Origin of the sequence: Sanguibacter sp. Z1732 (assembly GCF_051020515.1) — a bacterium.
Lineage (GTDB): Bacteria > Actinomycetota > Actinomycetes > Actinomycetales > Beutenbergiaceae > CALKWS01.
In genome coordinates, this window is the sequence record NZ_CP194857.1 from 3,646,132 (window position 1) to 3,668,684 (window position 22,553).

Here is a 22,553-nt window from a genome sequence, read left to right on the forward strand (position 1 = left end):
CCAAGCACCACCACGAGAGAACGGACGGGTGTGGCTGCACTCAGGTCAAGCACGCCCGAAGTGAGGCCTCGACCTCTTCGGGACCGGCGTCCGGGCCGAATGCGAGGTGATGCAGGATCGCGCCTTCCACCTGAGTGAGGACGCGGCGTGCGGTGGCAAAGGGCTGTGGGAAGCCCAGTGTTTCCAGGACCCTGGCTGCCGCGCTCTCGACCTGGCTTCGACCCTCCGCGAGCACCGCTCGTACCTCTGGGTCGTGGAAGGCCTCGGTGAACAAGGCGAGGCGCGCTGCGGTCAGGGTGCGCTGTGGTCCGGTGGCCTCGCGGATGAAGGTGCTGAGTGATGCCACGAGATCATCGACGTTCTGCGGCGGGCCCTCTGCGGCGAAGGTGTGCTGCTCGGTCTCCACGAGATGGTCGACGACAGCGTGGAGCAAGTCTGCGCGGGTACGGAAGTGGTTGGAGGCGGAGCCCCTGGGTAGGCCAGCGGACGCATCGACCCGCCCATGAGTGAGGGCACGTATTCCCTGGGTGCCGAGCAGTTCGACGGATGCGTTCAGCGCTTGGTCACGAGTGCCCATGGCGCCCCTCGTCGTTGCCGTTGTCGTCTGCTGGCCTTGTTGAGACGAAACGCGAAAGTACGTTCATGGCACGATACCTGACCGCCGGAAGGCGTCTGGCCATCGATATGCGGCTGAGGACCCGGGAGGTCCTGACCATGCGTTGCCCAGTCCGGCGCCGTCGTCGATCGAAGTCCTGCAGACCTTCCGTGGTCGAACCCGCCGCGCGCAGGCTCTCCGCGAGGGTGACGGCGTCGACGATGGCCTCGCAGGCGCCCCGGCCCGCGTTCGGAGCCATCGCGTGGGCGGCATCACCGAGGACGACCGTGTGGTCACGACTCCAACAGCCAATCGGAGGCATGTCGTAGAGCACCCGCTGGTCGATCTCGGCCGGATCAAGTCTGGTTACCACCTCTCGCACGATCGGGTGCCAGTCGCCGAAGAGGGCGGTGAGAAGCTCGGCGACATTCCGGTAGCTGGGCCGCTCGGCCAGAACGTCCTCGCGCACGGAGGCGAACCAGTTGGTCATCCCTGCCTCCTGGGGTGTGACACCGAAGATCCGGCCGTCTCCCCAGGTCTCGCACGCTGCTTCGACCCGACCGGGGACGACACCCCGGAAGGCCACCGCACCCAACGGCCGCGGATCCACCGTTCGGCCGGCGACCACGGTTCGAAGGCGACTGTTGATGCCGTCGGCTCCGATCACCAGGTCGGCCTCGGGCAGGTTGGCCGCGTCTTCCACGGGCGTGGCCCAGCGGACTGCGTCCTCAAGTGCGCCCTCATACAAGATGCGGTGCAGTGCCGGCCGCGAGATGAGATAGGCGGGTTCACGCGAGGTGATCCGGGCGAAGGTGGTCCCCTCCGGGCGTCGGAAGGTCGCACCGTGCTGGGCGACGCCCGCCTCGCGCACCCGATCTCCTACGCCCAAGCGGTCCAGCGCGGCGATGGCCTCGGGCCACATCCCCAGGGCCGTTCCGGCCTCCGGTAAGCCGTCGGCCCTCTCCAGGATCTCCACCCGCCACCGGGTGTCCAGCAACGCCCTGCCCACGGCGAGCCCGCCGATGCCAGCCCCGACAATGATCGCCCGTCCGGTCATGCCCCAACAGTACTATGTTTATAGTGCGCATTAACCTAATCAGTAGTGTTAGGTGCTGGGGCGAGTTGGTACCGGGCGCTGACGCGGGCATCCCGACGGATGGCCGTTGGCGCGGCTCCCGCCACGACTGAACTGCGGACCCTCGGTACAGTGACTGCGTCCCCATCGACGGAATCGGAGCCCGTGATGAGCCAGTATCAGGTGATCAACCCAGCCTCGGGTGAGCAGGTGGCTTCGTTCCCGGCATTCACCGGTGAGCAGGTGGAGGCGGGGATCGCTGCTGCCGCTGAAGCGCACCGCACGTGGAGGGCGACGCCGGTGGCTGAGCGCGCCGCCGGGGTGCGCCGGGCAGCACAACTGCACCGCGAGCGTCGGGAAGACCTGGCCCGCATCATCGTGCAGGAGATGGGCAAGCCCTACCTGCAGGCGATCGAGGAAGTCGACTTCGCAGCCGACATCAACGACTTCTATGCCGACCACGCCGAGGCGATCACCCGGGAGGAACCGGTGGACATCCTCGGAGAAGGCAGCGCGGTGGTGCGACGTGCACCGCTGGGCGTGCTGCTGGGGATCATGCCGTGGAACTTTCCCTATTACCAAGTGGCCAGGTTCGCCGCACCCAATCTGGTGGTGGGCAACACGATCCTGCTCAAGCACGCCCCGCAGTGCCCCCAGTCGGCCGCGGCGATCGAGCAGATCTACCGGGAAGCAGGTCTGCCTGAGGGAGCATACGTCAACGCCTACCTCACCAACGACCAAGCCGCCGAGGTGATCGCCGACGACCGGATCCAGGGTGTGTCGCTCACCGGGTCGGAGCGGGCTGGGGCCGCGGTCGCGGAGGTTGCCGGGCGGCACCTGAAGAAGGTTGCCCTGGAACTGGGTGGATCGGACCCGTTCATCCTGTTGTCCACTCACGACATGGACGCCACCGTGCAAGCGGCGCTACTGGCGCGGTTGGACAACTCCGGGCAGGCCTGTTCGGCCGGCAAACGGTTCATCATCATCGAGGACTTGTATGACGGATTCCTGGAGAAGTTCCGGGCGGCGATGGCGGCGGTAGAACCGGGTGACCCCACATCGGTGAACACCGAACTGGGCCCGTTGTCCTCCGTGCAGGCGGCCCGGAACCTGCAGGACCAACTCGACCGTGCGGTAGCCGACGGCGCCACGTTGCGGCTCGGCGGCCAACGTTCCGGGGCGTTCTTCCCCCCGGCGGTGCTGACCGACGTCACCCCGCAGATGAATGCCTACAGGGAAGAGTTCTTTGGTCCCGTAGCCATGGTGTTCCAGGTGAGCAGCGAGCGAGAAGCCATTGACCTGGCCAACGACACCGGGTTCGGCCTGGGTTCCTACGTCTTCACCACCGACCAGCAGCAGGCGGACCGAGTGGCCGACCAGTTGGACGTGGGCATGGTGTTCATCAACATCGTGGCCGCCGATAGCCCCGAGTTGCCTTTCGGCGGTGTGAAACGCTCCGGGACCGCGCGGGAACTCGGCCTGCTGGGCGCCGAGGAGTTCGTGAACAAGAAGTTGATCCGTAAGGGAGTCTGATGAACGCCTCGCAAGACCGGCTCGGCCCCGCTGACTACAGCGCCACGCCTAGGTTCGCCGGCCCGCCCACATTCGGGCTACTGCCCAGGTTGGATGAGGTGCAGGCCGCCCGCCCCGGGGCGCCGATCGAGGTGAAGATCCTGGGCGTGCCCTTCGACTCCGGGGTCAGCTACCGCCCCGGCGCCAGGTTCGGACCCGCCCACATCCGCCAGTCATCCAAACTGCTTCGTCCCTACAACCAGGCCACCGGTGCCGCCCCGTTCGCCGCCCAGCAGGTGGCCGACTGCGGAGACCTGGGCGTCAATCCCTTCGACATCGACGAGGCAATCGCGGCTGTGCAGGCGAACGCCGATGAGTTGCGCGCCGACGGTGCCAAACTCCTCACCCTCGGTGGCGACCACACCCTGGCGCTACCGAACCTGCGCTCGGTACACCGCAGTCACGGCAAGATCGCAGTGCTGCACCTGGACGCTCACCTGGACACCTGGGACACCTACATGGGCGCCCCCTACACCCACGGCACCCCGTTCCGGCGCGCGAGCGAGGAAGGGTTGCTGACCTGGCCCGGTGTATGCATATCGGCATCCGGGGTCCCGTATACGGAGCGGAGGACCTCACCGACGACGAGGTGCTGGGCTTTCAGATCATCAGAGCCGATGAGTACGAGTTCACCTCGGTGGCCGCGATCGTGGAGCAGATGCGGCGCCGCCTGGGGAATGCGCCGGTATATCTGTCGGTAGACATCGATGTGTTGGACCCCGCGGCCGCGCCAGGCACCGGTACCCCTGAGGCTGGGGGGTTGACCAGCCGGGAACTCCTCAACACCATCCGCGGCCTGCAGGGCCTGAACCTGGTGGGCGCCGAGATCGTGGAAGTGGCCCCGGCCTACGACCACGCTGAGATCACCGGAATCGCCGCCGCTCACGTCGGGTACGAGATCCTCTCCCTGTGGGCCAACCGCGAATCCGCGCCCAGCGGGCCTGCGGGGGCGTTCCTCACCGCTGACTGAGCAAGCCCGGTCCGGGGACTACAGGGCACTGGTGTAGTCCTCCTTCACCGACCGCAAATGCGCCCACGCCTCCAGAGCGGTGACCTCCGGGAAGGACCGCAGCCGTTCCAGCGAGGCATCCAGGTCCACCGGGCTGGCTCCGCGCAGTGTGACGACCGCATCGAAGCGTCCGATCGTGGCCGCGGCGAACTCCACATCCTCCTCATGACGCAGCCGTGTGAGCACCTGTGTGGCCTCCGACCGCAGGGTCAACCCCACCCCCATGGTCAGCAACCTGCCGAAGTGACCCCGCTCCTGGACTACCACCAGGCGGGCGATCCCCGCCTGCAACATCCGATTGACCCGCACACGAACCGCCGAGGAGGACCGGGCTACGCGCACAGCCAGGTCCTGCCAGTTCGCGCGTCCGTCGCGCTGCAATTCCCTTAGCAACGCCCGGTCGGTGGCGTCGATGCTCATCGGCTCATACGTATCGTGCTCCAGGAGCCCTTTGAACACGCCGGTGTAGATGACCGTGCTGGTCCGCACCACGGCCGGGTGGCGCCGGACCTGGGCGAGCAGTGCCTGGATGTCGGTGTGGGTGGGCACCCGCACCTCCATGATGAGATCGTGGGCTCCCGCCACGATCGACACCAGGACCGTCTGCGGCCATGAGGCGACCAGGGTCGCCGCGTCCGCCACCGGACCCCTGGTGGCCACCGACACGTGCGCGGTGACCTGCAGCCCGGCGAAGTGCGGGTGCACCGCAGCCACCACCCGGATGGCGCCGGAGTCGATCAGTGCCCGCAACCGCTGCCCCACGACCGCCCGTGGTTCGTGGATCGCGTGCGCCAGCGCCACCACACTGGCCCGGGGGTTCTGCTGCAAGGCGCGCACCAGCCGGCGATCCAGGTCCAGCCCGTAGCCACCGTCGGCGCTCATCGGCCCTGCCATGCCTTTCTGAACGGATCTTCGTCAGTTCGTCAGCAGTCCGGCTGCCTGCTGCGCGTGTCACGAACGATTCTGCCATCCGCTGCCACCAGGTCTGCGGAATTCCCTTGAGTTCACAACAGACCTGTGTTGTAGGGCGCGCGGCAGGCTCGTATGCTCACACCCACAATCTGGCGCGGACCACAACGATGTCCCGGATCGGTGACCCCGGGGTGCCGCGACTACTCCTCCTTCGCAAGGCGGTATGTAATGAGCACCGGAACTCCCAGCGGGCAGAATTCCAGCCCTCAGCCCGGCGACGGGCAGACATTCAGCCATCGGCGGGCCCTGCGGGCCGGGATGGCCTCCTTCGTCGGAACGTCGATCGAGTTCTACGACTTCTATATCTTCGCCACGGCCGCGGCGCTGGTCTTCGGGCCGTTGTTCTTCCCCGACGCAGCCCCGATCACCGGTGTGCTGTACTCCTTCGCCACCTACGCCGTCGGCTTCTTCTTCCGGCCCCTGGGCGGAGTCATCTTCGGGCACGTCGGTGACCGGTTCGGTCGCCAGCGGTCCCTGGTCATGACCTTGGTGCTCATGGGCGTCGCGACCACCGCCGTCGGCGTGCTCCCGACCTATGAGTCGGTGGGCGTGCTCGCCCCGATCCTTCTGATTGTGCTGCGCGCGCTGCAAGGAATCGCCGTCGGTGGTGAGTGGGGCGGTGCGGTGCTGATGTCGGTGGAGAATGCTCCGAACCGGTTCAAGGGGTTCTATGGCGCATTCCCGCAGTTGGGTAATCCGATGGGTGCCCTGCTGGCCTCCGGGATCTTCTGGCTGCTCACCGTGAACGATTCCCAGTTCCTGTACGAGTGGGGCTGGCGGATCCCGTTCCTGCTGTCCGCGGTGCTGATCGCGGTGGGTTTCTGGGTGCGGTACACCGTGGAGGAAACCCCGGTGTTCACCAGCGAGATCGAGCAGGACACCAAGGAGGAACTGCCGGTCAAGGCTGCGTTCCTACGCAATTGGAAACTGATCCTGTTGGGCGTGGGCCTGATCCCGATCTCCACCGGCGGGTACTACATGGTCACCACGTTCGCGACCGCGTAACGGCACCGAGCCCGCGTTCGGCATCGGCATCAGCGAGAACCAGATGCTCACCATCTTGTCCGTGGCGGCCTTCGGTGAACTGGTCTCCTGTCTGCTGATCGGGTGGCTTTCGGACAAGATCGGCCGCAAACGGGCCATGGGTGGCGGGTTGATCCTCACCGCAGCGCTGGTGGTGCCGATGTTCCTGACCATGGCCCCGGAGAACGTCGCACTGATGTACGTGCTCTTCACCGCGGTGCGGATCGGGATGAACTTCGCCTGGGCCCCGATGGCCTCGATCCTGGCCCAGGTGTTCCCTCCGCACTCCCGCCAGACCAGCCTGTCCATCTCCTACTCCATCGGTGCGGCGATCTGGGGCGGGCTGGCACCGGTGACCGCCACCGCGTTGTACCAGGCCACCGACACCATCTGGAGCGCGATCATCCTGTACTTCGCGCTGACCGCGATCAGCATCGTCTGCCTTGCCCTGGCGCCCCAGCGCATCGATGAGGTGTTCGAGGAGGATGTCCTCACCGCGCGGGCGCTCCGGGGGGCCAACGAGTAGTTGGGGCCACGAGTAGTTGGCGCGCACCGTCGGCACGCAGCCGGTCCGGGCCTACCCTCCCCGGCCCCGACCAGGAAGCGACACCGGGGGGTGGGCAGAGTGGAAGTGAGGGAGCCGATGCGAACGCTGCGGAGTTTCGACGGGACGCCGGAACACTGGGCGCCCACCGTGGTCACCGCCGAGAGGATCCGGACCCTGGAGCCGGACGGTGTGGTGAGCGCGATGCTCATCGCCGGCGGACGGATCGTCGCGCTTGGTGATACCGAGCGGTGCCGGGCAGCGGCGGACGACGCCGGATTGGGCCGGCCGCGCACGGTTGACCTGGGCGCGACAACCGTGGTGCCGGGGTTCATCGACCCCCACGCCCACCCGCTGATGCACGGGCAGATGCGATCCTGGGTGGACTGCAGCCCGGGTAGGGCCCGCACCATCGACCAGATCGTGGAGCACCTACGCGAACGGGCTCGGCTGTCACCCGGTGAAGGACCGATCCGTGGCTACGGGTACGAGCACCGCAACCTCGCCGAGCGCCGTCACCCCACCCGGTTCGAGCTGGACCAGGTCGCCACCGACCGGGAGGTGTACCTGATGAACGCATCCGGGCACGGGGGCGTGGTGAACTCCTACACGCTCGCCAAGTACGGCATCACCCGGGACACCCCGAACCCGCCCGGCGGGGAGTTCTTCCGCGACGCCGATGGGGAGTTGACCGGTGAACTCTCCGACGCCGCATGCAACATCCTCACCGGCGCCGACGGGGTGAAGGTGGGCAACCACGGCCCCAACCTGCACCTGGGTGACCCTCCGCAGGAGCACCTGGATCAGTTGCGGACCGCGCAGCGTTCGTTCCTGGCTGGCGGGGTCACCGCGGTGGGTGATGCGCAGGTGACGCGCCGGGAGTTCACCACCTACCTGGATCTGGCCGAGGCCGGCGATCTGCACGTGCGGTACTCGATGTACCTGCTCTCCGCCTTGCTGGACGAGGGCCTGGAGATGGGGCTGCACGGCCCATTCGGCAACTCCAGGCTGCACTTCGCCGGATTCAAGTTCTACGCCGACGGCACCCTGGGCGGGTGGACCGCCTACTTCCCCGACGGTTACGTCGGCGACACCTGCCGCACCGGCATGCTCTACCACGAGCCGGCCGAGTACGCCCAGATGATCGCCCGCGCCCATCGCGCCGGCCTGCAGACCGCCACGCACGCCCAGTCTCCGGACGCGATCGCGATGGTGCTCGATGCGGTGGAAGCCGCCCAACGCGACGATCCCCGGACCGACGCACGGCACCGGATCGAGCACTGCGGGCTGCCCACACCGGAGCAGGTCAACCGGATCGCCGCAGCCGGGATCATGCCGGTGAACCAGACCCAGCACTACTACAACTGGGGTGAAGGGGTGCTCGACGCGATCGGCAGCCCCGGGGAACGGTTCAACCCCTTGGGCGAGTTCGCCGCCGCCGGGGTGCCGGTGACGCTCAGTTCGGACGCACCGGTGGCCGACCCCTGCCGTTGCAGGCGATCCAGACCGCGGTGACCCGCCGCACCGCGCAGGGTGCTGAACTGGGCCCGCCGCAGTTGCGGATCACCGCCGAGCAGGCGCTGCACGCCCACACCCTGTCCGGGGCGCGCGCACTGGGACGGGAGGCGGAACTGGGTTCCCTCGCCGTAGGCAAGTTCGCCGACTTCACCGTGCTCGCCGAGGATCCGCTCGCAGTGGATCCGCAATCCATCGCCGACATCCCCGTGGTCTCCACCTGGGTGGACGGGGTACCCCGCTACGAGTCGGAGCAGTCGGCATGACGACCGAGAGTGCCAGGAACGTGGGCCGGGACGTGCTGACCGTGCTGCACGCCTACGGGGTGGACACCGTGTTCGGCATCCCCGGCACGCACAATCTGGAGTTCTACCGTCACCTTCCGGAACTGGGTATCCACGCCGTGACCACCCGCCACGAGCAGGGCGCCGGGTACGCCGCCGACGGGTGGTCGCTGCAAACCGGTCTTCCCGGTGTGGTGGTCACGACCTCGGGCCCCGGGTTGTTGAACGCGCTGTCCGCGGCGGCCACCGCCCACGCCGAGTCCCGCCCGATGATCATCCTCACTCCCGGCCCGCCGCTCGGCCAGGAGTTCGCCGACATCGGGGCGCTGCACGAGACCAAGGACACCCGCGCCGCCGCCGATGCCGTGGTGCAGTGGGCCCGGCGGGTGGAGTCCGGCCGGGAAGCCGTCCAGGCCGTCCATGACGCGATGGACCTCTACCGCGCCGGCCGCCCGCGTCCGGTGGTGATCGAGGTCCCCCTCGACGTTCTCGAAGGGGAGAGCGACTGCCCTCCGGAGATGCTGCGACCCCACTCCGAACCGCAGCCGGCCGCCGGCGACGACGAGCACGTCGCCCGCGCTGTCCGGTTGCTCACCGGTGCCACCCGTCCGGTCATCCTGGCCGGTGGTGGCGCGGTCCGGTCCGGCGCCGAGGTCACCGCGTTGGCCGAACGATTGGGCGCACCGGTGGTGACGACGTTGAACGGACGCGGTGTGGTGCCGGAGTCACACCCACTCGCGGTGGGGTCCACGCTGCGGTTGAAGGCGGCCCACGCGCTGGTCAACGACGCCGGTGTACTGCTCGTGCTGGGCTCGAAGGTCGGCGAGGCCGAGTTGTGGTGGGGGCCGCTGCAACCGTCCGGCCAGGTGATCCGCGTGGATCTGCTCAGCACGCAGATTCATAAGAACCTGCCCGCCCACATGGGCATCGTGGGAGACGCCGGCGTCGTGGTCGAGCAGTTGCTGCAGGCGCTGCCCGACGGCGACCCGAGCGAGACCACCGGAGCACGCCGCGCCACTGTGGCCCGCGCCGAGATCGAGCGGGAGAGCCGGGAGTGGGCCCCGGCCACCGCCGCCTGTTGCGACGCGATCGCCGCCGGCCTTCCCGCGGACGTCATCCTGGGGGCGGACTCCTCACAGATCTGTTACTACGGCACCGCCAACATGGTGCCGGTGGAGCATCCGAACTCCTACCTGTACATGGCCACCTACGCGACGCTCGGCTACGGGCTACCGGTGTCCATCGGCGCGAAGGTCGCCAGTCCGCACCGCCCCGTGGTGTGCGTGCTGGGCGATGGTGCGTTGATGTTCTCGGTGCAGGAGTTCATGACCGCCCTGGAGCAGCACCTGGACCTGGTCGTGGTGTGCGTGGACAACGGTGGCTACCGGGAGATCGAGGAGAACGAAGCAGACCGTGGCATCCCTCCGATCGGGGTGCGCCTGGACCAGCCCGATTGGCCGGCGCTGGTCACCGCGTTCGGCGGCAGCGGGGCCTCGGTCCGCGTCGCGGGCGATCTGCCCGGGGCACTACGGGCGGCGATCGACGCCGGCGGGGTGCATCTGCTGCACGTGCCGTTGTCACTGTTCGAACCCAAGGAGCAAGGATGACCGCTGACATGTCGAGCGGGTCGGGCGCGGAACTGCCGGGGGCGGCCAAGGCCACCGCCCGGGCCTGGGTCGATGAGCACATGAGGGCTCTGTCCCGTTGGCATCAGCACATCTGGGAGTTGGCCGAGCCGGCCTGGCGCGAGCACGAGTCCGCATCCTGGTATGTGCAACGGTTGCGCGCCGAAGGCTTCGACGTGGAGGAAGGCTCCGGTGGGATGCCTACCGCGTTCTGTGCCGAGTGGAGCAACGGTCCCGGCCCAACCCTGCTCACCTATGCCGAGTACGACGCCGTGCCGGGCAACAGCCAGGAGGCGACCACTCGGCGCCGGCCCCGCGAGGGCCTGGGTCCCGATGCTCCCGGGCACACCGACCCGCACTCGGTACTCGGCATCGCCACCCTCGCCGGGTTGCTGGCCACCCAGCACGCCATGATCGAGCACGACATCCCGGGCAGGTTGCGCTACACCGGGGAACCGGCCGAGAAGATGCACGGGTCCAAGGTGGTGCACGGGCTGCGCGGGTACTACGACGGCGTGGACGCCATAGTCAGTTTCCACCCGTTCTACATGCTGCCACTGTGCAACACCGCCCGGTGGGACACCCAGTGCGGGGCGTACTACTCCAAGGTGTATGAGTTCGTCTGCGACGAGCCGCAGACCTGGCAACTGGGCGCCGACCCGAACTCCCCGATCCCAGCCTCCCATTCGGCCGCGCGCGCACCGGGGGCGAACATCGCGTTGATGCAGATGCACTCCGCGTCGCGCACCATGCACGACGCGATGCTGCCCAGTGTGGGCGGGTGGAGCCTGTCTGATGCCATCCTGGCGTCCGGGCAGGCCACCGCGGACAACCTCCCGGCCCAGGTGGCACGCATCCAGTACTCCTGGCGCACCCCGGACGTGCCGATGGCCGAACACGTGCTCGCCGTGCTGGATCGCAATGCCGAGCACGCCGCGGCGATGGCCCACTGCCGGCTGGCGAGCACCTGGGTGGCCCGGTCCCGGCCTGGGTTGACCAACCACACGATGGCGCAGGTGCTCTATGACAACCTGGCCGAGGTGGGCGCCCCGAGCTACGGGCCCGAGGCGATCGGAGCGGCACAGGACATTCAGCGCGAACTCGGCATCGACCCGATGGAGCAGCCGTTCCTGGCCGAGTGCGAACAGGTGACCAGTCCGCAGGAGGCCGAGGCCGCCCTACGCGAGCAGATGCCCGCCTGGCAACGCAACTGGACCAGCGACGACTACGTGGAGATGACCCACTACGCCCCCACGGTGCGCTTCTACGTCGCCCGCCCGGCCTTGCGCCCCGCACCCGGGCGGGGGGCCTACCCACCGTGGGTGATGAACGCCCTCGGCGGCATCCCGGCCGCCATCGACCCGACCATCGCGGTCACCGGAAAGACCGTGGCCGGCACCTTCATCGACCTGCTGTGCGACGAGGACGCTCGCGCCCGGGCCGCGACCGAGTTCGCCGAGCGGTCCGAAACCGAGGGGATGGAGCCGTTGCTGCCGGCGGACTTCCAGCCGCCGACCCACCTGCCGTGGCCGGAGTACGTGCGCGACCGGGAGGGCAACCGTCGCTGGCTCGGTACCGGAGCCCACGGCTGAGACGGTCCCGCGCGGTTCGCATCCGAGAAGTCCGCAGGTCCGCCCCGGCACGTATGCCGGGCCGGACGTGCTGCCCGGGAGTCCTCAGCAGGTCAGCGCGGCCGTCTCACCCTTCTGCCACGAGCACTCCAGGGCCGGGTCGGACTCGTTCGCGGGATCGATCGCCATCGGGGCAACCGCTGCGCCACCGTCCTCGGAGTGCGACGCCAGGGTCACCGCGATCTGGTCCTCGATGTCGCCGATGCCCACCAAATGGTTGTTGAACAGCATCGCGAACACCAGGTCACGCCCGTCGGCGTCGGTGACATAGCCGCTCAGGGCGGTCACCCCGGTCAGACTCCCGGTCTTGGCGTGCACGTTCCCTTGGGCCGGGGTGTCACACATCCGCGAGTTCAGGGTCCCACCGACCATCCGCTCCCCCGCGCAGGCCGACGGGAACTCGGCATACCAGTGCTCGAACCAGTCGCCTCCTGCACCTCGTACAGGAAGGTGGCGAACTCACCGGCGGGGATCTGGTTGCCGCGGGACAGGCCCGAGCCGTCCACGAGACGCAACTCACTGGTCACCCCCAAGGACTCCAGGTAGCCGCGAAGCACCTCGGCGCCGCTCGCCCAGTCACCACTGCCGGCGACCTCATCGCCGAGGGTCTTCAGGAGCACTTCGCCGTGGCCGTTGTTGGACAGCTTCATGAACGGGTTGAGCAACTCCGTCAGCGTCATCGACTCGTGCGTTGCCACCACCTCGGCACCGCTCGGTGTGGCCACGCCCGTCCGGATGTCACCGGAGACCTCGACGCCCTGTTCCTGCAGTGCCCTGGCGAACACCGCCGCCGCCTTGCCGGTCGGCTCCCACACCGCGCGCCACACCCGCCGGGCATCGGCGTCCGCGGCAATCGTGCCGCTGACCGTCCAGGTGTTCGAGCCCCGCTCACGCGTCACGCTGATCGAGGTCGCTCCGCCCGGCGCCACGGTGGTGGCTTGGTTGTCGATGGTGATGTAGTCGGATTCGGGGATGACCGAGACCTCGGCGGCCTCGCCGGCACTGCCCGGAGCCGTGTTGATGATGACCGTGCCGGCGTCGTAGTCCTCGTTCGGGCCCACCGACAGTGCGGAGATCTGGGCGGAGTAGTAGAAGTCCTCATCGCCCCAGGACCAGAACGGGCCCAGTCGTTGACTGTCGAACCGGGTGTCGTCGGCAACCAGGTCCCCGTGCACCCGGCGGATTCCGGCGTCGGCCACTTGCTCCGCCAGCGCGGCGTAGTCCTGCTCCAGCATGGTGGGGTCGCCGTCACCCTTGAGGTACAGGTCCCCTGCCACCACCTCGGAGTTCCCGCGCCGCTCGCCGTCGGTGAGCACCGTGGTGGTGTAGGTGTAGTCCGGCCCGAGCAACTCCATCGCCGCCGCCGATGTCAGCATCTTCACGTTCGAAGCGGGCATCAGTCGATAGCCCGGGTTGTGCTCGTACAGCCGCTCCCCCGTCCGGGCGTCCTGGACCACCACCCCGGCCAGCGCCCCGTCCAACCGGGAGTCCGCCAGGATCCGGTCGACGTCCTCGACCCAGGCCGGAGCATCCCCGCTGGGCATGGTGCCGTTGCCGGTCATCGGTGCCTGTGCGGCGATCACACCGGCCGCCAGCGCCACCACCGCGCCCAGCGGTGCCTTGTATCCACGCAACATCGAGTGCCTCACTTCGTCGTAAGAAAAGGACGCCCGGACCGTAGCGCGGTAACCAAACGTCGTCAACCGTGGTAAATGCCTTTCGGCCGGTTCAGGCGGACCTGGCCAGCAGCATCACCACGTTCAACACCGCAATCGCCATCGCCCCGTAGAACGGAAGCCGGCGCGGTGCCGCCACCGAGGCTGCTGCCAGCACCCCCGCGACGACGAGCACCCCCCAGGCCCACCAGGGCACCGGTCCCGCAGGCCCGAGCACACCCACGGCCGTACCGGCGAGAAGGACGACGACGGCAAGGCGCCCGCAGGTAGGTCCGCCGAGCCGGTGGCCCAGCCCGCGCACCCCGGTGGCGGCATCATCGCTGAGGTCCGGCAGCACGTTGACCAGATGCGCTCCGACTCCGAGCAGCCCACCGACGGCGAGCATCCACCAGGGCGGCAGCAGCGCGGGAGTCAACGCCAGCCATGGAACGGCCGGCAGTGCAGCGAATGCGGCGGCATAGGGCACCCATGACCACACCGTGGCTTTCAGTCCGGCGTTGTAGACCCAGCCCGAGCCGACCAGCACCAGGTGCGCCAGCGCCGCAGCCCAACCCAGCGCCAGGCTCGAGGCGAGACACACCAGCGCCGATGCGACAAGAGCCGCCACGACCGTCGCTTTGGTCAACTCGCCCGTGGCCAGCGGCTTGTCCGTACGCCCCACAGCCCGGTCCCGATCGGCGTCGAGCAGGTCGTTGGACCAGCCGATCGTGAACTGCCCGGTCAGCACCGCCAGCGCCACGACGACGATGGTCCCGGCGTCGTGACCTGCCTCCAGAGCCAGCAGCGTCGCCAGGGCGGTGACCACCACGGTAGGAGCGGGATGGGTGGCACGCAGCAGAGCGATGACGATGCGCACCCCCTGAGGCTACGCGGTCCCACCGGCGTCGGCACAGGACGCGAACCCCGGCGAATATCCGTACGCTCGAGAAATGACACAGGTGCTCGCCGTCGCGCCGGTGCTTCCTGCGCACCGGTACAGCCAGAGCCAACTCACCGATGCACTGGTGCCGATCATCGGAGTGGACGCCCCCGGCGAACGCATGCTGCGGCGCATCCACGGCGGTTGCGAGGTGGACTACCGACACCTGGCACTGCCCCTGGAACGTTACGCGGCACTGTCCGATTTCGGGCAGACCAACGACGCATTCATCGAAGCCTCCGTCGAGTTGGGTGCCCTCGCCCTGACCAACGCCCTGCGGGAGGCCGGCCTGACCCCGCAGGATGTCGACCTGGTGGTCTCGGTCACGATCACCGGGCTCGCCGTGCCCTCGCTCGAGGCGCGGATAGCCGAACGGGTGGGGTTGCGCCCCGACGTGGTGCGGCTGCCCATCGTGGGCCTCGGGTGCATGGCCGGCGCCGCAGGCACGGCGCGGCTGCATGACTTCCTGCGGGGACGGCCCGACGGCGTTGCTGCCCTGATCAGCGTGGAGCTGTGTTCCCTGACGATCCAGCGTGGTGACGACTCCGGTGCGAACCTGGTGGCCAGTGGGTTGTTCGGCGACGGCGGTGGCGCGCTCATCGCGACCGGAGCGGATCACCCGAGCGTGCCGAGCAGCACCGGCCCGCGGGTGCTGGACTCGGCCAGCCGCCTCTACGTCGGAACCGCCGAGGCCATGGGCTGGGACGTGGGCAGCACCGGTCTGCGCATCGTGCTGGGAGCGGAGGTACCCGATCTGGTTCGCGACAACGTGGGCGACGACGTCGCGGCATTCCTCGCCCGCAACGGCCTGTCCATCGCCGATGTGGGCTGGTGGGTGTGCCACCCCGGTGGACCGAAGGTGATCGACTCCCTCGCCGAGACCCTCGGCCTGCCGCACGAGGCCCTGGAACTGACCAGCCGGTCCCTGCGGGAGGTGGGCAACCTCTCCTCGGCCTCGGTCCTGCACATCCTGCGGGCCGCCTTGGACCGCTCGCCCGATCCGGGTACCTTCGGACTGATGATGGCGATGGGTCCGGGATTCAGCCTGGAACTGGTGCTGTTGGAGGCCCGGTGACCTCCCAGATCCTGTTCACCGTGCTGATCGCGGCCGTCGGGCTGGAGCGGGTGGCTGAACTGATCGTCGCGCGCCGCAACGCCGCGTGGGCCTTCGCCCGTGGTGCCTGGGAGGCCGGTGCCGGCCACTACCCGGTGATGGTGGTGCTGCATACCGGGCTGCTCGCCGGTGCCCTGGCGGAGGTGTGGTTGACCCCGGTCCCGTTCGTGCCGGTACTCGGGGTGACGATGCTGGTGCTGGCGTTGGGCTCCCAGGGGGATTGCGCTGGTGGTGCATCTCCTCCCTGGGGCGGCGCTGGAACACCCGGGTGATCGTGGTACCCGGGCTGCCCTTGGTCCAGGGCGGCCCGTACCGGTGGCTGCGCCACCCCAACTACGTGGCCGTGGTGGTGGAGGGATTCGCCCTGCCGCTGGTGCACTCTGCCTGGATCACCGCGGCGGTGTTCACGGTGGCCAACGCCGCGCTGCTCACCGTGCGCATCCGGACCGAGAACCGCGCGCTCGTGGCCGCAGCACCGGCACAGGGCTGAGGCGTGGCCGTTGACCTGGTCATCGCCGGCGCCGGCCCCGCCGGTCTGGCCGCCGCACTGCACGCGGTCGCGGCCGGAATGTCGGTGGTGGTGCGTGAGCCGCGCGAGGGCGTGATCGACAAGGCCTGTGGGGAGGGCGTGATGCCCGCGGGGATCGCCCACCTGGAGCGACTCGGTGTGCACCCGAAGGGGCAGGACCTCAAGGGAGTGCGGTACTGCGCTCCGGGCCGGCAGGCCGAGGCGCACTTCCTGGGCCCGCCCGGTCGCGGGGTGCGTCGCACCGAGTTGCACCGCGCACTGCTGCAGGCCACCCGCGAGGCCGGTATCCCCATCGAGCAGACCCGGGTACGGGCCGTCGAATCCCAGGCCAGGGGCGTCGTCGTCGATGGCACGGTGGCCGGGTACCTCATCCTGGCCGACGGCCTACACTCCCCCGGGCGCCGGATGCTCGGGCTGGACCGGCCCACCCGTGGGCCGGGACGGTACGGGTTGCGCCAGCACGTACGCCGTGCGCCGTGGACCGACCATGTCGAGGTGCACTGGTCCGCACACGCGGAGGCCTATGTGACCCCGGTCGCCGAGGACGAGGTCGGCATCGCGATCCTGACCAGCCAGCGGGCACCCTATGAGACCCAGCTGGCCGAGTTCACCGACCTGCGGGCGCGCCTGGCCGGGGCGGCGCCCGCCTCCTCGGTGCGCGGCGCCGGACCATTGCGCCAGCATGCCCGACGGCGAGTGGCCGGCCGCGTCCTCCTGGTCGGCGATGCCGGGGGGTACCTCGATGCGATCACCGGTGAGGGCGTCAGCCTGGCGCTGGCCCAGGCCCAGGGTGCGATCGAGGCGATCGTGCAGGACCGTCCCGGCAACTACGAACGGACGTGGCGGCGGATCGTGCGCCGCCACTCCATCCTGACGCGGGTGCTCATGGTTGCGGGCGCCTCCCCGCTCCGGCCGCACCTGGTACCGGCAGCCCAACGCCTACCATGGTTGTTCTCCGCCGCCGTCAACGAGGTCGGACGCGCCTGAGCAGGGCTCGGTCCGGAAGCCGATCGCCTTGTGGCTGCCGTCGCAGAACGGCTTGATGGCCGACGCCCCGCAGCGGCACAGTGCCACGGTCCGGCGCTCCATGGGGATGGGCGTGCCATCGGCCGCGACGATGGTGACACCACCCCGGACCAGGAGCGGTCCGTTCGGATAGGCGGTGATGCTCGGTTCAGCGGGCTGGTTCATACAGTTCCTCCGTCACGGGGTCAGGCATCGGTCAGCGGCTTGCGCAGGGAGGAACGACCCTGCTGCCAAGCATCCAGCAGGTGCGCCCCGACCCAGTCATCGACCCTCAGGCAGGCCAAGGCGCCGAACATGATGTCCTCAAGGAGGGCCGGCTCATCCTCGGCGAGCGAGCCGGCCATGTCGTGCCCGGCGATCTGTTCGTGAACGGCGTCGGCCTCCACATGCTCATCGAAGTACCAGGTCATCTCCGGTCCGAACCCGAGCCGGCGGAAGCCGTCACCGTAGTGCCGGTTGGGGATCGAGGAGGTCATCTCGAAAGCCGCGAGGTGCCCGACCACGGCACCCCGCAGCCTGCGGTTGATCCCGAACATGGACATCAGGTTGTGCGAGGCCAGCGTGACCGCCGGGACATGGTCCACGTAGTGCCCGTAGTGGTCGCAGAGGCCGGCCCCACGCACCGTGCCGGCGAAGATCGCCGAGTGCATCCGTCCGGGATTGCCGCCGCCGTACTCATCGGCCTGGATCTCCACCAGGGCGGCCTTGGCGCGGCCGGTCAGGCGCGGGATGGCCCAGGAGTGCGGGTCCGCCTCCCGGAGGGTGTAGATGCTGCGGTGTACCAGGAACTCCCGGACCTGCTCTGCGGTGGCGTGCTTGGCCACATAACGCGACAGACTCGGACCGCTGGGGGCGGGAGCGGTCAGGTCGAACAGCGCCTCGGCAACCGCCCCCGCCGTGGCCGCCGGCAACTCAGGAGGCCGGATCCGCTCCCGCAACGCGGACTCGAAGGCGTGCTCGAGGTCGGTGCGCAGCCGGATCAATTCGGGGGACCACTCCCACCGGTCCCCGAACGCGTCGAAGGATCCGTAGGCCAGGCTGTAGAGCGCGAACAGGCTCAGTTGCACATCGTCGTCGGTGATGACCTCACCCGCGCGCCCGAGCGCGTGGTCCCCGATCGTGGCCAACTCACCGACTCCGTCCATACCAGGACCGCTGAGGAGATTGAGCAGGTACGAACTCAGTTCCCCGCGGGGTGAGAAGGGGCTGAACGGTGCTGAACCCGGCGGGAGTGCGGCCACGGTCCGGACCTGCTCGCCGAGGGTGTCTTGAGTCATGTTTGCGCTCCCGTATCGGGCCGCGCCGCGGTGGCGCGAGCCTGAACGCACTTTCTCACCGGCATGTGCGGTGTGCATCTCGGCTCGGGGCCCACATCACCACCGTTGCCGCCGCCGCCGGGATACCCGAGACTAGGGGTACCCGCGTCGATGCAGGAGGCCGTCATGGTGCCGAGACCCGAAGTGGACGAACGCGAGGCCCGACGGGTCGCCGAACAGTCCCGGGACACCCGGTGGGACCAGCCGAGTTTCGCCAAGGAACTGTACCTGGGCCGCTTCCGACCGGAGATCCTCCAGAACCACCTGGCCCCGGATTCCGACCCGGATGAAGGCGGCGAGGCCTTCCTGGGGCGACTGCACGAGGTTCTGGCCGGCATCGACGGCGCCGCGATCGAACGCGAGGCCAAGGTCCCCCAGGGCGTCCTCGACGCTTTGGCGCAGGCCGGGGCCTTCGGGATGAAGATCCCGACCGAGTACGGTGGTGCGGGCCTGGGGCAGGTGTACTACAACCGCGCGCTGATGCTGGTGGGAACGGTCAGCCCCGCGCTCGGTGCGTTGTTGTCGGCGCACCAATCGATCGGGGTACCCGAGCCGGTACGCCAGTTCGGCACCGAGGAGCAGAAGGCACGGTTCCTGCCCAGGTGCGCCGCCGGTGAGATCTCCGCATTCCTGCTGACCGAGCCCGACGTGGGCTCCGACCCTGCCCGTCTGCACCTGAGAGCCACCCCCGACGAGGACGGCAACTACGTGCTCGACGGCTCCAAACTGTGGGCGACCAACGGGTCGATCGCCGATCTGCTGGTGGTCCTGGGCCGGGTCCCGGAGCAGGACGGACACCCCGGCGGGATCACCGCGTTCGTGGTCGAGGCGGACTCCCCCGGCATCACCATCGAGCGGCGAAATGCGTTCATGGGTCTGCGCGGCCTGGAGAACAGCCTGACCCGCTTCAGCAACGTCGTCGTTCCGGCCGCGAACATGCTCGGCCAGGAGGGCCGGGGCTTGAAGATCGCGCTGAGCACGCTGACCACCGGGCGGCTGTCGATCCCGGCAATGTGCGTCGCGGCCAGCAAGTGGTCCCTCAAGATCGGCCGGGAGTGGGCACGGGAGCGGGTGCAGTGGGGCCGGCCAGTGGGCGAGCACGCCGCAGTGGCGCACCGGATCGCCTTCATGGCCACCAACACCTACGCCCAGGAGGCGGTGCTCGAACTCACCTCCCGGCTCACCGACGCCGACCGCGCCGACGTGCGGATCGAGGCAGCCCTGGCCAAGCTCTTCACCTCCGAGCGTGCCTGGCTGATCGCCGACCACCTCGTCCAGATCCGTGGGGGCCGCGGGTACGAGACCGCCGACTCCCTACAAGCCCGCGGCGAGCGTGCGGCGCCGGTGGAGCAGGTGTTGCGCGACCTGCGCATCAACCGGATCTTCGAGGGATCCACCGAGATCATGCACCTGCTCATCGCCCGGGACGCGGTCGACACCCACCTGTCGGTGGCCGGTGACATCATCGACCCCGAGGCCACCGGGCAGGACAGGGCCCGCGCCGCCGTCCGGGCTGCGCGCTTCTACGCCGCCTGGCTCCCCGGTCTGCTCGCCGGCCAGGGGATGGTGCCGGGGTCCTACGCCGACTTCGGCCCGCTGGCCACGCACCTGCGTTTCATCGAGCGGGCCAGTCGCCGGCTGGCCCGGTCCACCTTCTACGGGATGGCCCGCTGGCAGGGCGGGCTCGAGCACAAGCAGGGCTTCCTGGGCCGGGTGGTGGACATCGGCGCCGAACTCTTCGCGATGACCGCGGTGTGCCTCCGCGCGCGGACGCAGCAGGAGGACGGCAGCGCCCCGAATTCTGCTCGGTTGGCCGCGTCGTACTGCCGTCAGGCGCGGCGCACCGTGGCCCGGCTGTTCCACGAACTGTGGATCAACACCGATGCCTCGGATGAGCGGACCGCCCGAGCCGTACTCCGCGGGGACCTCAGCTGGCTGGAAGCGGGAATCCTGGACCCCTCCGAGAACACCGGGCCCTGGATCGCACCGGACGAGGCCCTGCGCTAGCAACCTGGGGCCCAGCATGCGGACGCCGCCGGCATGCCTGTGTCCGCACCGACGCGACTCTGCGAGGCTCAGGTCACCAGCGAACGGAGGACTATGCCCACCAGCGAGACGCAGAGCCCTGAGACGCCCTTCGATCCCGTGCTACGCGAGCAGGTGATCGAGCGTGCCACCAGCCTGCTGGACGAACTCGACGAACTGGCCGGCGCCCTGCACGCCGACCCCGAGACGGCATTCGACGAGCACCGCTCCGTTGCCCGGATCGCCGACCTGCTCACGCGCCACGGCGCGGACGTGGAGGTGGGGGTCTACGGTTTACCGACGGCGTTTCGCGCCGGCGCCGGCACGTCCGGCCCTAAGGTGGCGATCCTGGCCGAGTACGACGCCCTGCCCGAGATCGGGCATGCCTGCGGACACAACCTGATCGCCGCAATGTCGACCGGGGCGTTCGTAGTGGCCCGGGACCTGCTGTCTGATGCCCACGACGGCGCCCCTGCGTCGGGTGCCGGCACCGTGGAACTCATCGGCTCCCCGGCCGAGGAGGGCGGTGGCGGCAAGGAACTCATCCTGCGGGCCGGCGGCTTCGACGACGTCGACGCCGCCCTGATGGTCCATCCCGGCAACACCGACCGACTCGACGGGATGTTCCTGGGCATGCGGCATGTGGAGGTCACCTACACCGGGACAGCGGCCCACGCCGCGGCGGCCCCGGAGCGCGGGTACAACGCCCTGGATGCCGTGGTCACCGCCTACCAGTCGGTGGCCCAGGTGCGCCAGCACATCCTGCCGACCGACCGGGTGCACGGCATCATCACCGACGGCGGTCAGGCGCCCAACATCGTCCCGCACCGAGCGGCGGCGCACTTCTACGTACGCTCCGCCGGTGTGGACAGCCTACGTCACCTGTCCGCCCGGGTGGACGCGGCCCTTCGCGGTGCGGCGACGGCCACCGGCACCACCGCCGAGATCGTCTGGGACCGCCAGCCGGCCTACCTGCCGGTCCGCACCAACTCGGTCCTGACCCGGAGCTTCGCGGGTGTGCTCTCCGGTCGGCGCGACCTGGCCGCCAGATCCGGCGGCGGTGCCTCCACGGACATGGGGAACGTGAGCCAGGTGGTCCCGGCGATCCATCCCAGTCTCGACACCACCGGCGCCGACATCCCCGCCCACACCGCCGAGTTCGCCGCCTCCACCCGCACTCCCCCCGCCCGGGACGCCCTGTTGGAGGGGGTGATCGGGATCGCGGGCACCGTGCTGGACGTGCTCAGTGATCCCCAGGTGCTGGCAGCCGCCCGGGCCGAGTTCGCCGAGACCGGCGGGCCCGTGCGCTGGCAGGACTGATCAGTCCACCTCCAAGGAGTCCACCAGTTGTGCGCAGCCGGCCTCGATCACCTCGCGCTCGCTGGTCCACTGGCAGTACAGGTGCAGGAGCTGGTCCTGGGAGAAGAGCCAGTAGCCGAGGTAGTCGTAGTTGCTCAGACTCACCGACTGGGTGATCGCGGGGTGGCCGGCCAGCAGCGTCATCTCCGCCTCAGAGATCTCCTCGGCCCCGATCTGGTCGCGGTAGTCCGCCAGCCGGTCCTCCACGGCCGCCAACGGCACCCGGTTGCACCCGTCGGCGGCGCCATCCCAGTCCAGGCCGTCGTAGATCGCGACATTGACCACGTTCAAGATCACCGGATCCTCCACCGGCTCGGCCACCCACAGGTCCACCAGGTTCTCCACCGGATTGTCCTCGTAATAGGAGAACGTCTCCACGAACCCCTCCGGGGTGGCCCACTGGGCACCGGCCAGGTCCAATGACGCCAGCATCAACCCCTCGTCCTCATCCAGGGCGTCCGGATCCCCGCACTCCAGGAACTCCGGGGGCAGGGTGACGCGATCACGATCGCCGCTGTCATCGCCGTCGGGCTTCTTGGCCTGGTCGGCTCCCGGAGCAGCCCCACCCGGGTCCTGGACCTCATCCTCGGGGGTGCACCCCAGGAGCATCCCGGTCAGCGCTGCCGCAGCAAGCGCCGCTGCCCAGCGGTTCGCGCGCATCACGACGTCCTCCTGTCGACCGATCTCACCGGGCCCTCGGCCCCGCCGATCAGATTAACTCAGTGTCCACCGGAGGATCTGCGG

The 22,553-nt window shown here is 69.1% G+C and carries 16 protein-coding genes and 4 pseudogenes; 12 read left to right on the forward strand and 8 right to left on the reverse strand.

The features are described from left to right. Nucleotides 1-40: 40 nt before the first annotated feature. Both ACRRRO_RS18995 and ACRRRO_RS19000 read right to left on the reverse strand, forming a co-directional pair. Entirely contained in the window at nt 41-577 is a 537-nt protein-coding gene (locus ACRRRO_RS18995) for a TetR/AcrR family transcriptional regulator (protein WP_424797929.1), read from the reverse strand. After that, complete coding sequence (locus tag ACRRRO_RS19000) at nt 564-1,652, reverse strand: FAD-dependent monooxygenase (RefSeq protein WP_424797928.1); 1,089 nt, start codon at nt 1,650-1,652, stop codon at nt 564-566. Before ACRRRO_RS19000 ends, ACRRRO_RS18995 begins: the two co-directional genes overlap by 14 nt. Nucleotides 1,653-1,838: 186 nt before the next feature. Between ACRRRO_RS19000 and ACRRRO_RS19005 the strand changes: the two genes are divergently transcribed. Together ACRRRO_RS19005 and speB are read left to right on the forward strand one after the other, a co-directional pair. Beyond that, nucleotides 1,839-3,203, forward strand: a complete 1,365-nt coding sequence (locus ACRRRO_RS19005; protein ID WP_424797927.1) for an NAD-dependent succinate-semialdehyde dehydrogenase — start codon at nt 1,839-1,841, stop codon at nt 3,201-3,203. Further along, nucleotides 3,203-4,212, forward strand: a pseudogene (gene speB / locus ACRRRO_RS19010) (agmatinase). The gene ACRRRO_RS19005 and the pseudogene speB overlap by 1 nt, the downstream one beginning before the upstream one ends. 18 nt (nt 4,213-4,230) lie before the next feature. On the opposite strand, the gene ACRRRO_RS19015 reads toward speB, so the two are convergent. Continuing rightward, nucleotides 4,231-5,133, reverse strand: coding sequence for an Lrp/AsnC family transcriptional regulator (locus tag ACRRRO_RS19015; RefSeq protein ID WP_424797925.1), 903 nt, complete (start codon nt 5,131-5,133; stop codon nt 4,231-4,233). Between the two features lie 258 nt (nt 5,134-5,391). Here ACRRRO_RS19015 and ACRRRO_RS19020 point away from each other — a divergent pair, with 258 nt between their 5' ends. From ACRRRO_RS19020 to ACRRRO_RS19040, 5 genes and pseudogenes are all read left to right on the forward strand, one after another. After that, nucleotides 5,392-6,228, forward strand: coding sequence for an MFS transporter (locus tag ACRRRO_RS19020; protein ID WP_424797924.1), 837 nt, complete (start codon nt 5,392-5,394; stop codon nt 6,226-6,228). Nucleotides 6,229-6,271: 43 nt separating this feature from the next. After that, nucleotides 6,272-6,772, forward strand: coding sequence for an MFS transporter (locus tag ACRRRO_RS19025; protein WP_424797923.1), 501 nt, complete (start codon nt 6,272-6,274; stop codon nt 6,770-6,772). 222 nt (nt 6,773-6,994) lie between these two features. Further along, nucleotides 6,995-8,571 (forward strand): annotated as a pseudogene (locus ACRRRO_RS19030) (amidohydrolase). After that, a complete protein-coding gene (locus ACRRRO_RS19035; protein WP_424797921.1) occupies nt 8,568-10,196 on the forward strand; it encodes a thiamine pyrophosphate-binding protein in 1,629 nt (542 codons plus the stop codon). The pseudogene ACRRRO_RS19030 and the gene ACRRRO_RS19035 overlap by 4 nt, the downstream one beginning before the upstream one ends. Further along, nucleotides 10,193-11,806 carry an amidohydrolase gene (locus tag ACRRRO_RS19040; RefSeq protein WP_424797920.1) on the forward strand — a complete coding sequence of 538 codons (1,614 nt, stop codon included), beginning with the start codon at nt 10,193-10,195 and terminating at the stop codon, nt 11,804-11,806. The genes ACRRRO_RS19035 and ACRRRO_RS19040 overlap by 4 nt, the downstream gene beginning before the upstream one ends. 84 nt (nt 11,807-11,890) lie before the next feature. Here the strand turns inward: ACRRRO_RS19040 and dacB are convergent. Beyond that, nucleotides 11,891-13,482 (reverse strand): annotated as a pseudogene (gene dacB, locus ACRRRO_RS19045) (D-alanyl-D-alanine carboxypeptidase/D-alanyl-D-alanine endopeptidase). 91 nt (nt 13,483-13,573) lie between these two features. Beyond that, nucleotides 13,574-14,377 carry a UbiA family prenyltransferase gene (locus tag ACRRRO_RS19050; protein WP_424797918.1) on the reverse strand — a complete coding sequence of 268 codons (804 nt, stop codon included), beginning with the start codon at nt 14,375-14,377 and terminating at the stop codon, nt 13,574-13,576. 73 nt (nt 14,378-14,450) lie between these two features. On the opposite strand from ACRRRO_RS19050, the gene ACRRRO_RS19055 reads away from it, so the two are divergent. The 3 genes and pseudogenes from ACRRRO_RS19055 (at nt 14,451) to ACRRRO_RS19065 (ending at nt 17,070) form a co-directional block, all read left to right on the forward strand. Further along, the gene (locus ACRRRO_RS19055; RefSeq protein ID WP_424797917.1) at nt 14,451-15,515 is read left to right on the forward strand and encodes a type III polyketide synthase; all 1,065 of its coding nucleotides are present in this window, start codon (nt 14,451-14,453) and stop codon (nt 15,513-15,515) included. Beyond that, a pseudogene (locus tag ACRRRO_RS19060) lies at nt 15,512-16,044 on the forward strand (isoprenylcysteine carboxyl methyltransferase family protein). Before ACRRRO_RS19055 ends, ACRRRO_RS19060 begins: the two are co-directional and overlap by 4 nt. A 3-nt stretch (nt 16,045-16,047) precedes the next feature. Next, the gene (locus ACRRRO_RS19065) at nt 16,048-17,070 is read left to right on the forward strand and encodes an NAD(P)/FAD-dependent oxidoreductase (RefSeq protein WP_424797916.1); all 1,023 of its coding nucleotides are present in this window, start codon (nt 16,048-16,050) and stop codon (nt 17,068-17,070) included. Here ACRRRO_RS19065 and ACRRRO_RS19070 read toward each other — a convergent pair. Then, nucleotides 17,023-17,274, reverse strand: coding sequence for a CDGSH iron-sulfur domain-containing protein (locus ACRRRO_RS19070; RefSeq protein WP_424797915.1), 252 nt, complete (start codon nt 17,272-17,274; stop codon nt 17,023-17,025). The genes ACRRRO_RS19065 and ACRRRO_RS19070 overlap by 48 nt on opposite strands. Before the next feature lie 20 nt (nt 17,275-17,294). After that, nucleotides 17,295-18,386 (reverse strand): iron-containing redox enzyme family protein, encoded by a 1,092-nt coding sequence (locus tag ACRRRO_RS19075; protein WP_424797914.1) that lies wholly within the window; start codon nt 18,384-18,386, stop codon nt 17,295-17,297. A 165-nt stretch (nt 18,387-18,551) separates the two neighbouring features. On the opposite strand from ACRRRO_RS19075, the gene ACRRRO_RS19080 reads away from it, so the two are divergent. Continuing rightward, entirely contained in the window at nt 18,552-20,432 is a 1,881-nt protein-coding gene (locus ACRRRO_RS19080; protein WP_424797913.1) for an acyl-CoA dehydrogenase family protein, read from the forward strand. 93 nt (nt 20,433-20,525) lie between these two features. Next, on the forward strand, nt 20,526-21,770 hold the full coding sequence (locus ACRRRO_RS19085; protein WP_424797912.1) for an amidohydrolase: 1,245 nt from the start codon (nt 20,526-20,528) through the stop codon (nt 21,768-21,770). On the opposite strand, the gene ACRRRO_RS19090 is transcribed toward ACRRRO_RS19085, so the two are convergent. Further along, nucleotides 21,771-22,472 (reverse strand): hypothetical protein, encoded by a 702-nt coding sequence (locus ACRRRO_RS19090; protein WP_424797911.1) that lies wholly within the window; start codon nt 22,470-22,472, stop codon nt 21,771-21,773. Nucleotides 22,473-22,553: the final 81 nt, after the last annotated feature.

What these genes read in the sequence shown, in the direction of transcription:
- ACRRRO_RS19070 (WP_424797915.1), bottom strand. Translation starts at nt 17,274, where the DNA reads ATGAACCAGCCCGCTGAACCGAGCATCACCGCCTATCCGAACGGACCG.
- ACRRRO_RS19085 (WP_424797912.1), top strand. Translation starts at nt 20,526, where the DNA reads ATGCCCACCAGCGAGACGCAGAGCCCTGAGACGCCCTTCGATCCCGTG.
- ACRRRO_RS19005 (WP_424797927.1), top strand. Translation starts at nt 1,839, where the DNA reads ATGAGCCAGTATCAGGTGATCAACCCAGCCTCGGGTGAGCAGGTGGCT.
- ACRRRO_RS19075 (WP_424797914.1), bottom strand. Translation starts at nt 18,386, where the DNA reads ATGACTCAAGACACCCTCGGCGAGCAGGTCCGGACCGTGGCCGCACTC.
- ACRRRO_RS19000 (WP_424797928.1), bottom strand. Translation starts at nt 1,652, where the DNA reads ATGACCGGACGGGCGATCATTGTCGGGGCTGGCATCGGCGGGCTCGCC.
- ACRRRO_RS19035 (WP_424797921.1), top strand. Translation starts at nt 8,568, where the DNA reads ATGACGACCGAGAGTGCCAGGAACGTGGGCCGGGACGTGCTGACCGTG.
- ACRRRO_RS19040 (WP_424797920.1), top strand. Translation starts at nt 10,193, where the DNA reads ATGACCGCTGACATGTCGAGCGGGTCGGGCGCGGAACTGCCGGGGGCG.
- ACRRRO_RS19055 (WP_424797917.1), top strand. Translation starts at nt 14,451, where the DNA reads ATGACACAGGTGCTCGCCGTCGCGCCGGTGCTTCCTGCGCACCGGTAC.
- ACRRRO_RS19025 (WP_424797923.1), top strand. Translation starts at nt 6,272, where the DNA reads ATGCTCACCATCTTGTCCGTGGCGGCCTTCGGTGAACTGGTCTCCTGT.
- ACRRRO_RS19015 (WP_424797925.1), bottom strand. Translation starts at nt 5,133, where the DNA reads ATGAGCGCCGACGGTGGCTACGGGCTGGACCTGGATCGCCGGCTGGTG.
- ACRRRO_RS19020 (WP_424797924.1), top strand. Translation starts at nt 5,392, where the DNA reads ATGAGCACCGGAACTCCCAGCGGGCAGAATTCCAGCCCTCAGCCCGGC.
- ACRRRO_RS18995 (WP_424797929.1), bottom strand. Translation starts at nt 577, where the DNA reads ATGGGCACTCGTGACCAAGCGCTGAACGCATCCGTCGAACTGCTCGGC.
- ACRRRO_RS19080 (WP_424797913.1), top strand. Translation starts at nt 18,552, where the DNA reads ATGGTGCCGAGACCCGAAGTGGACGAACGCGAGGCCCGACGGGTCGCC.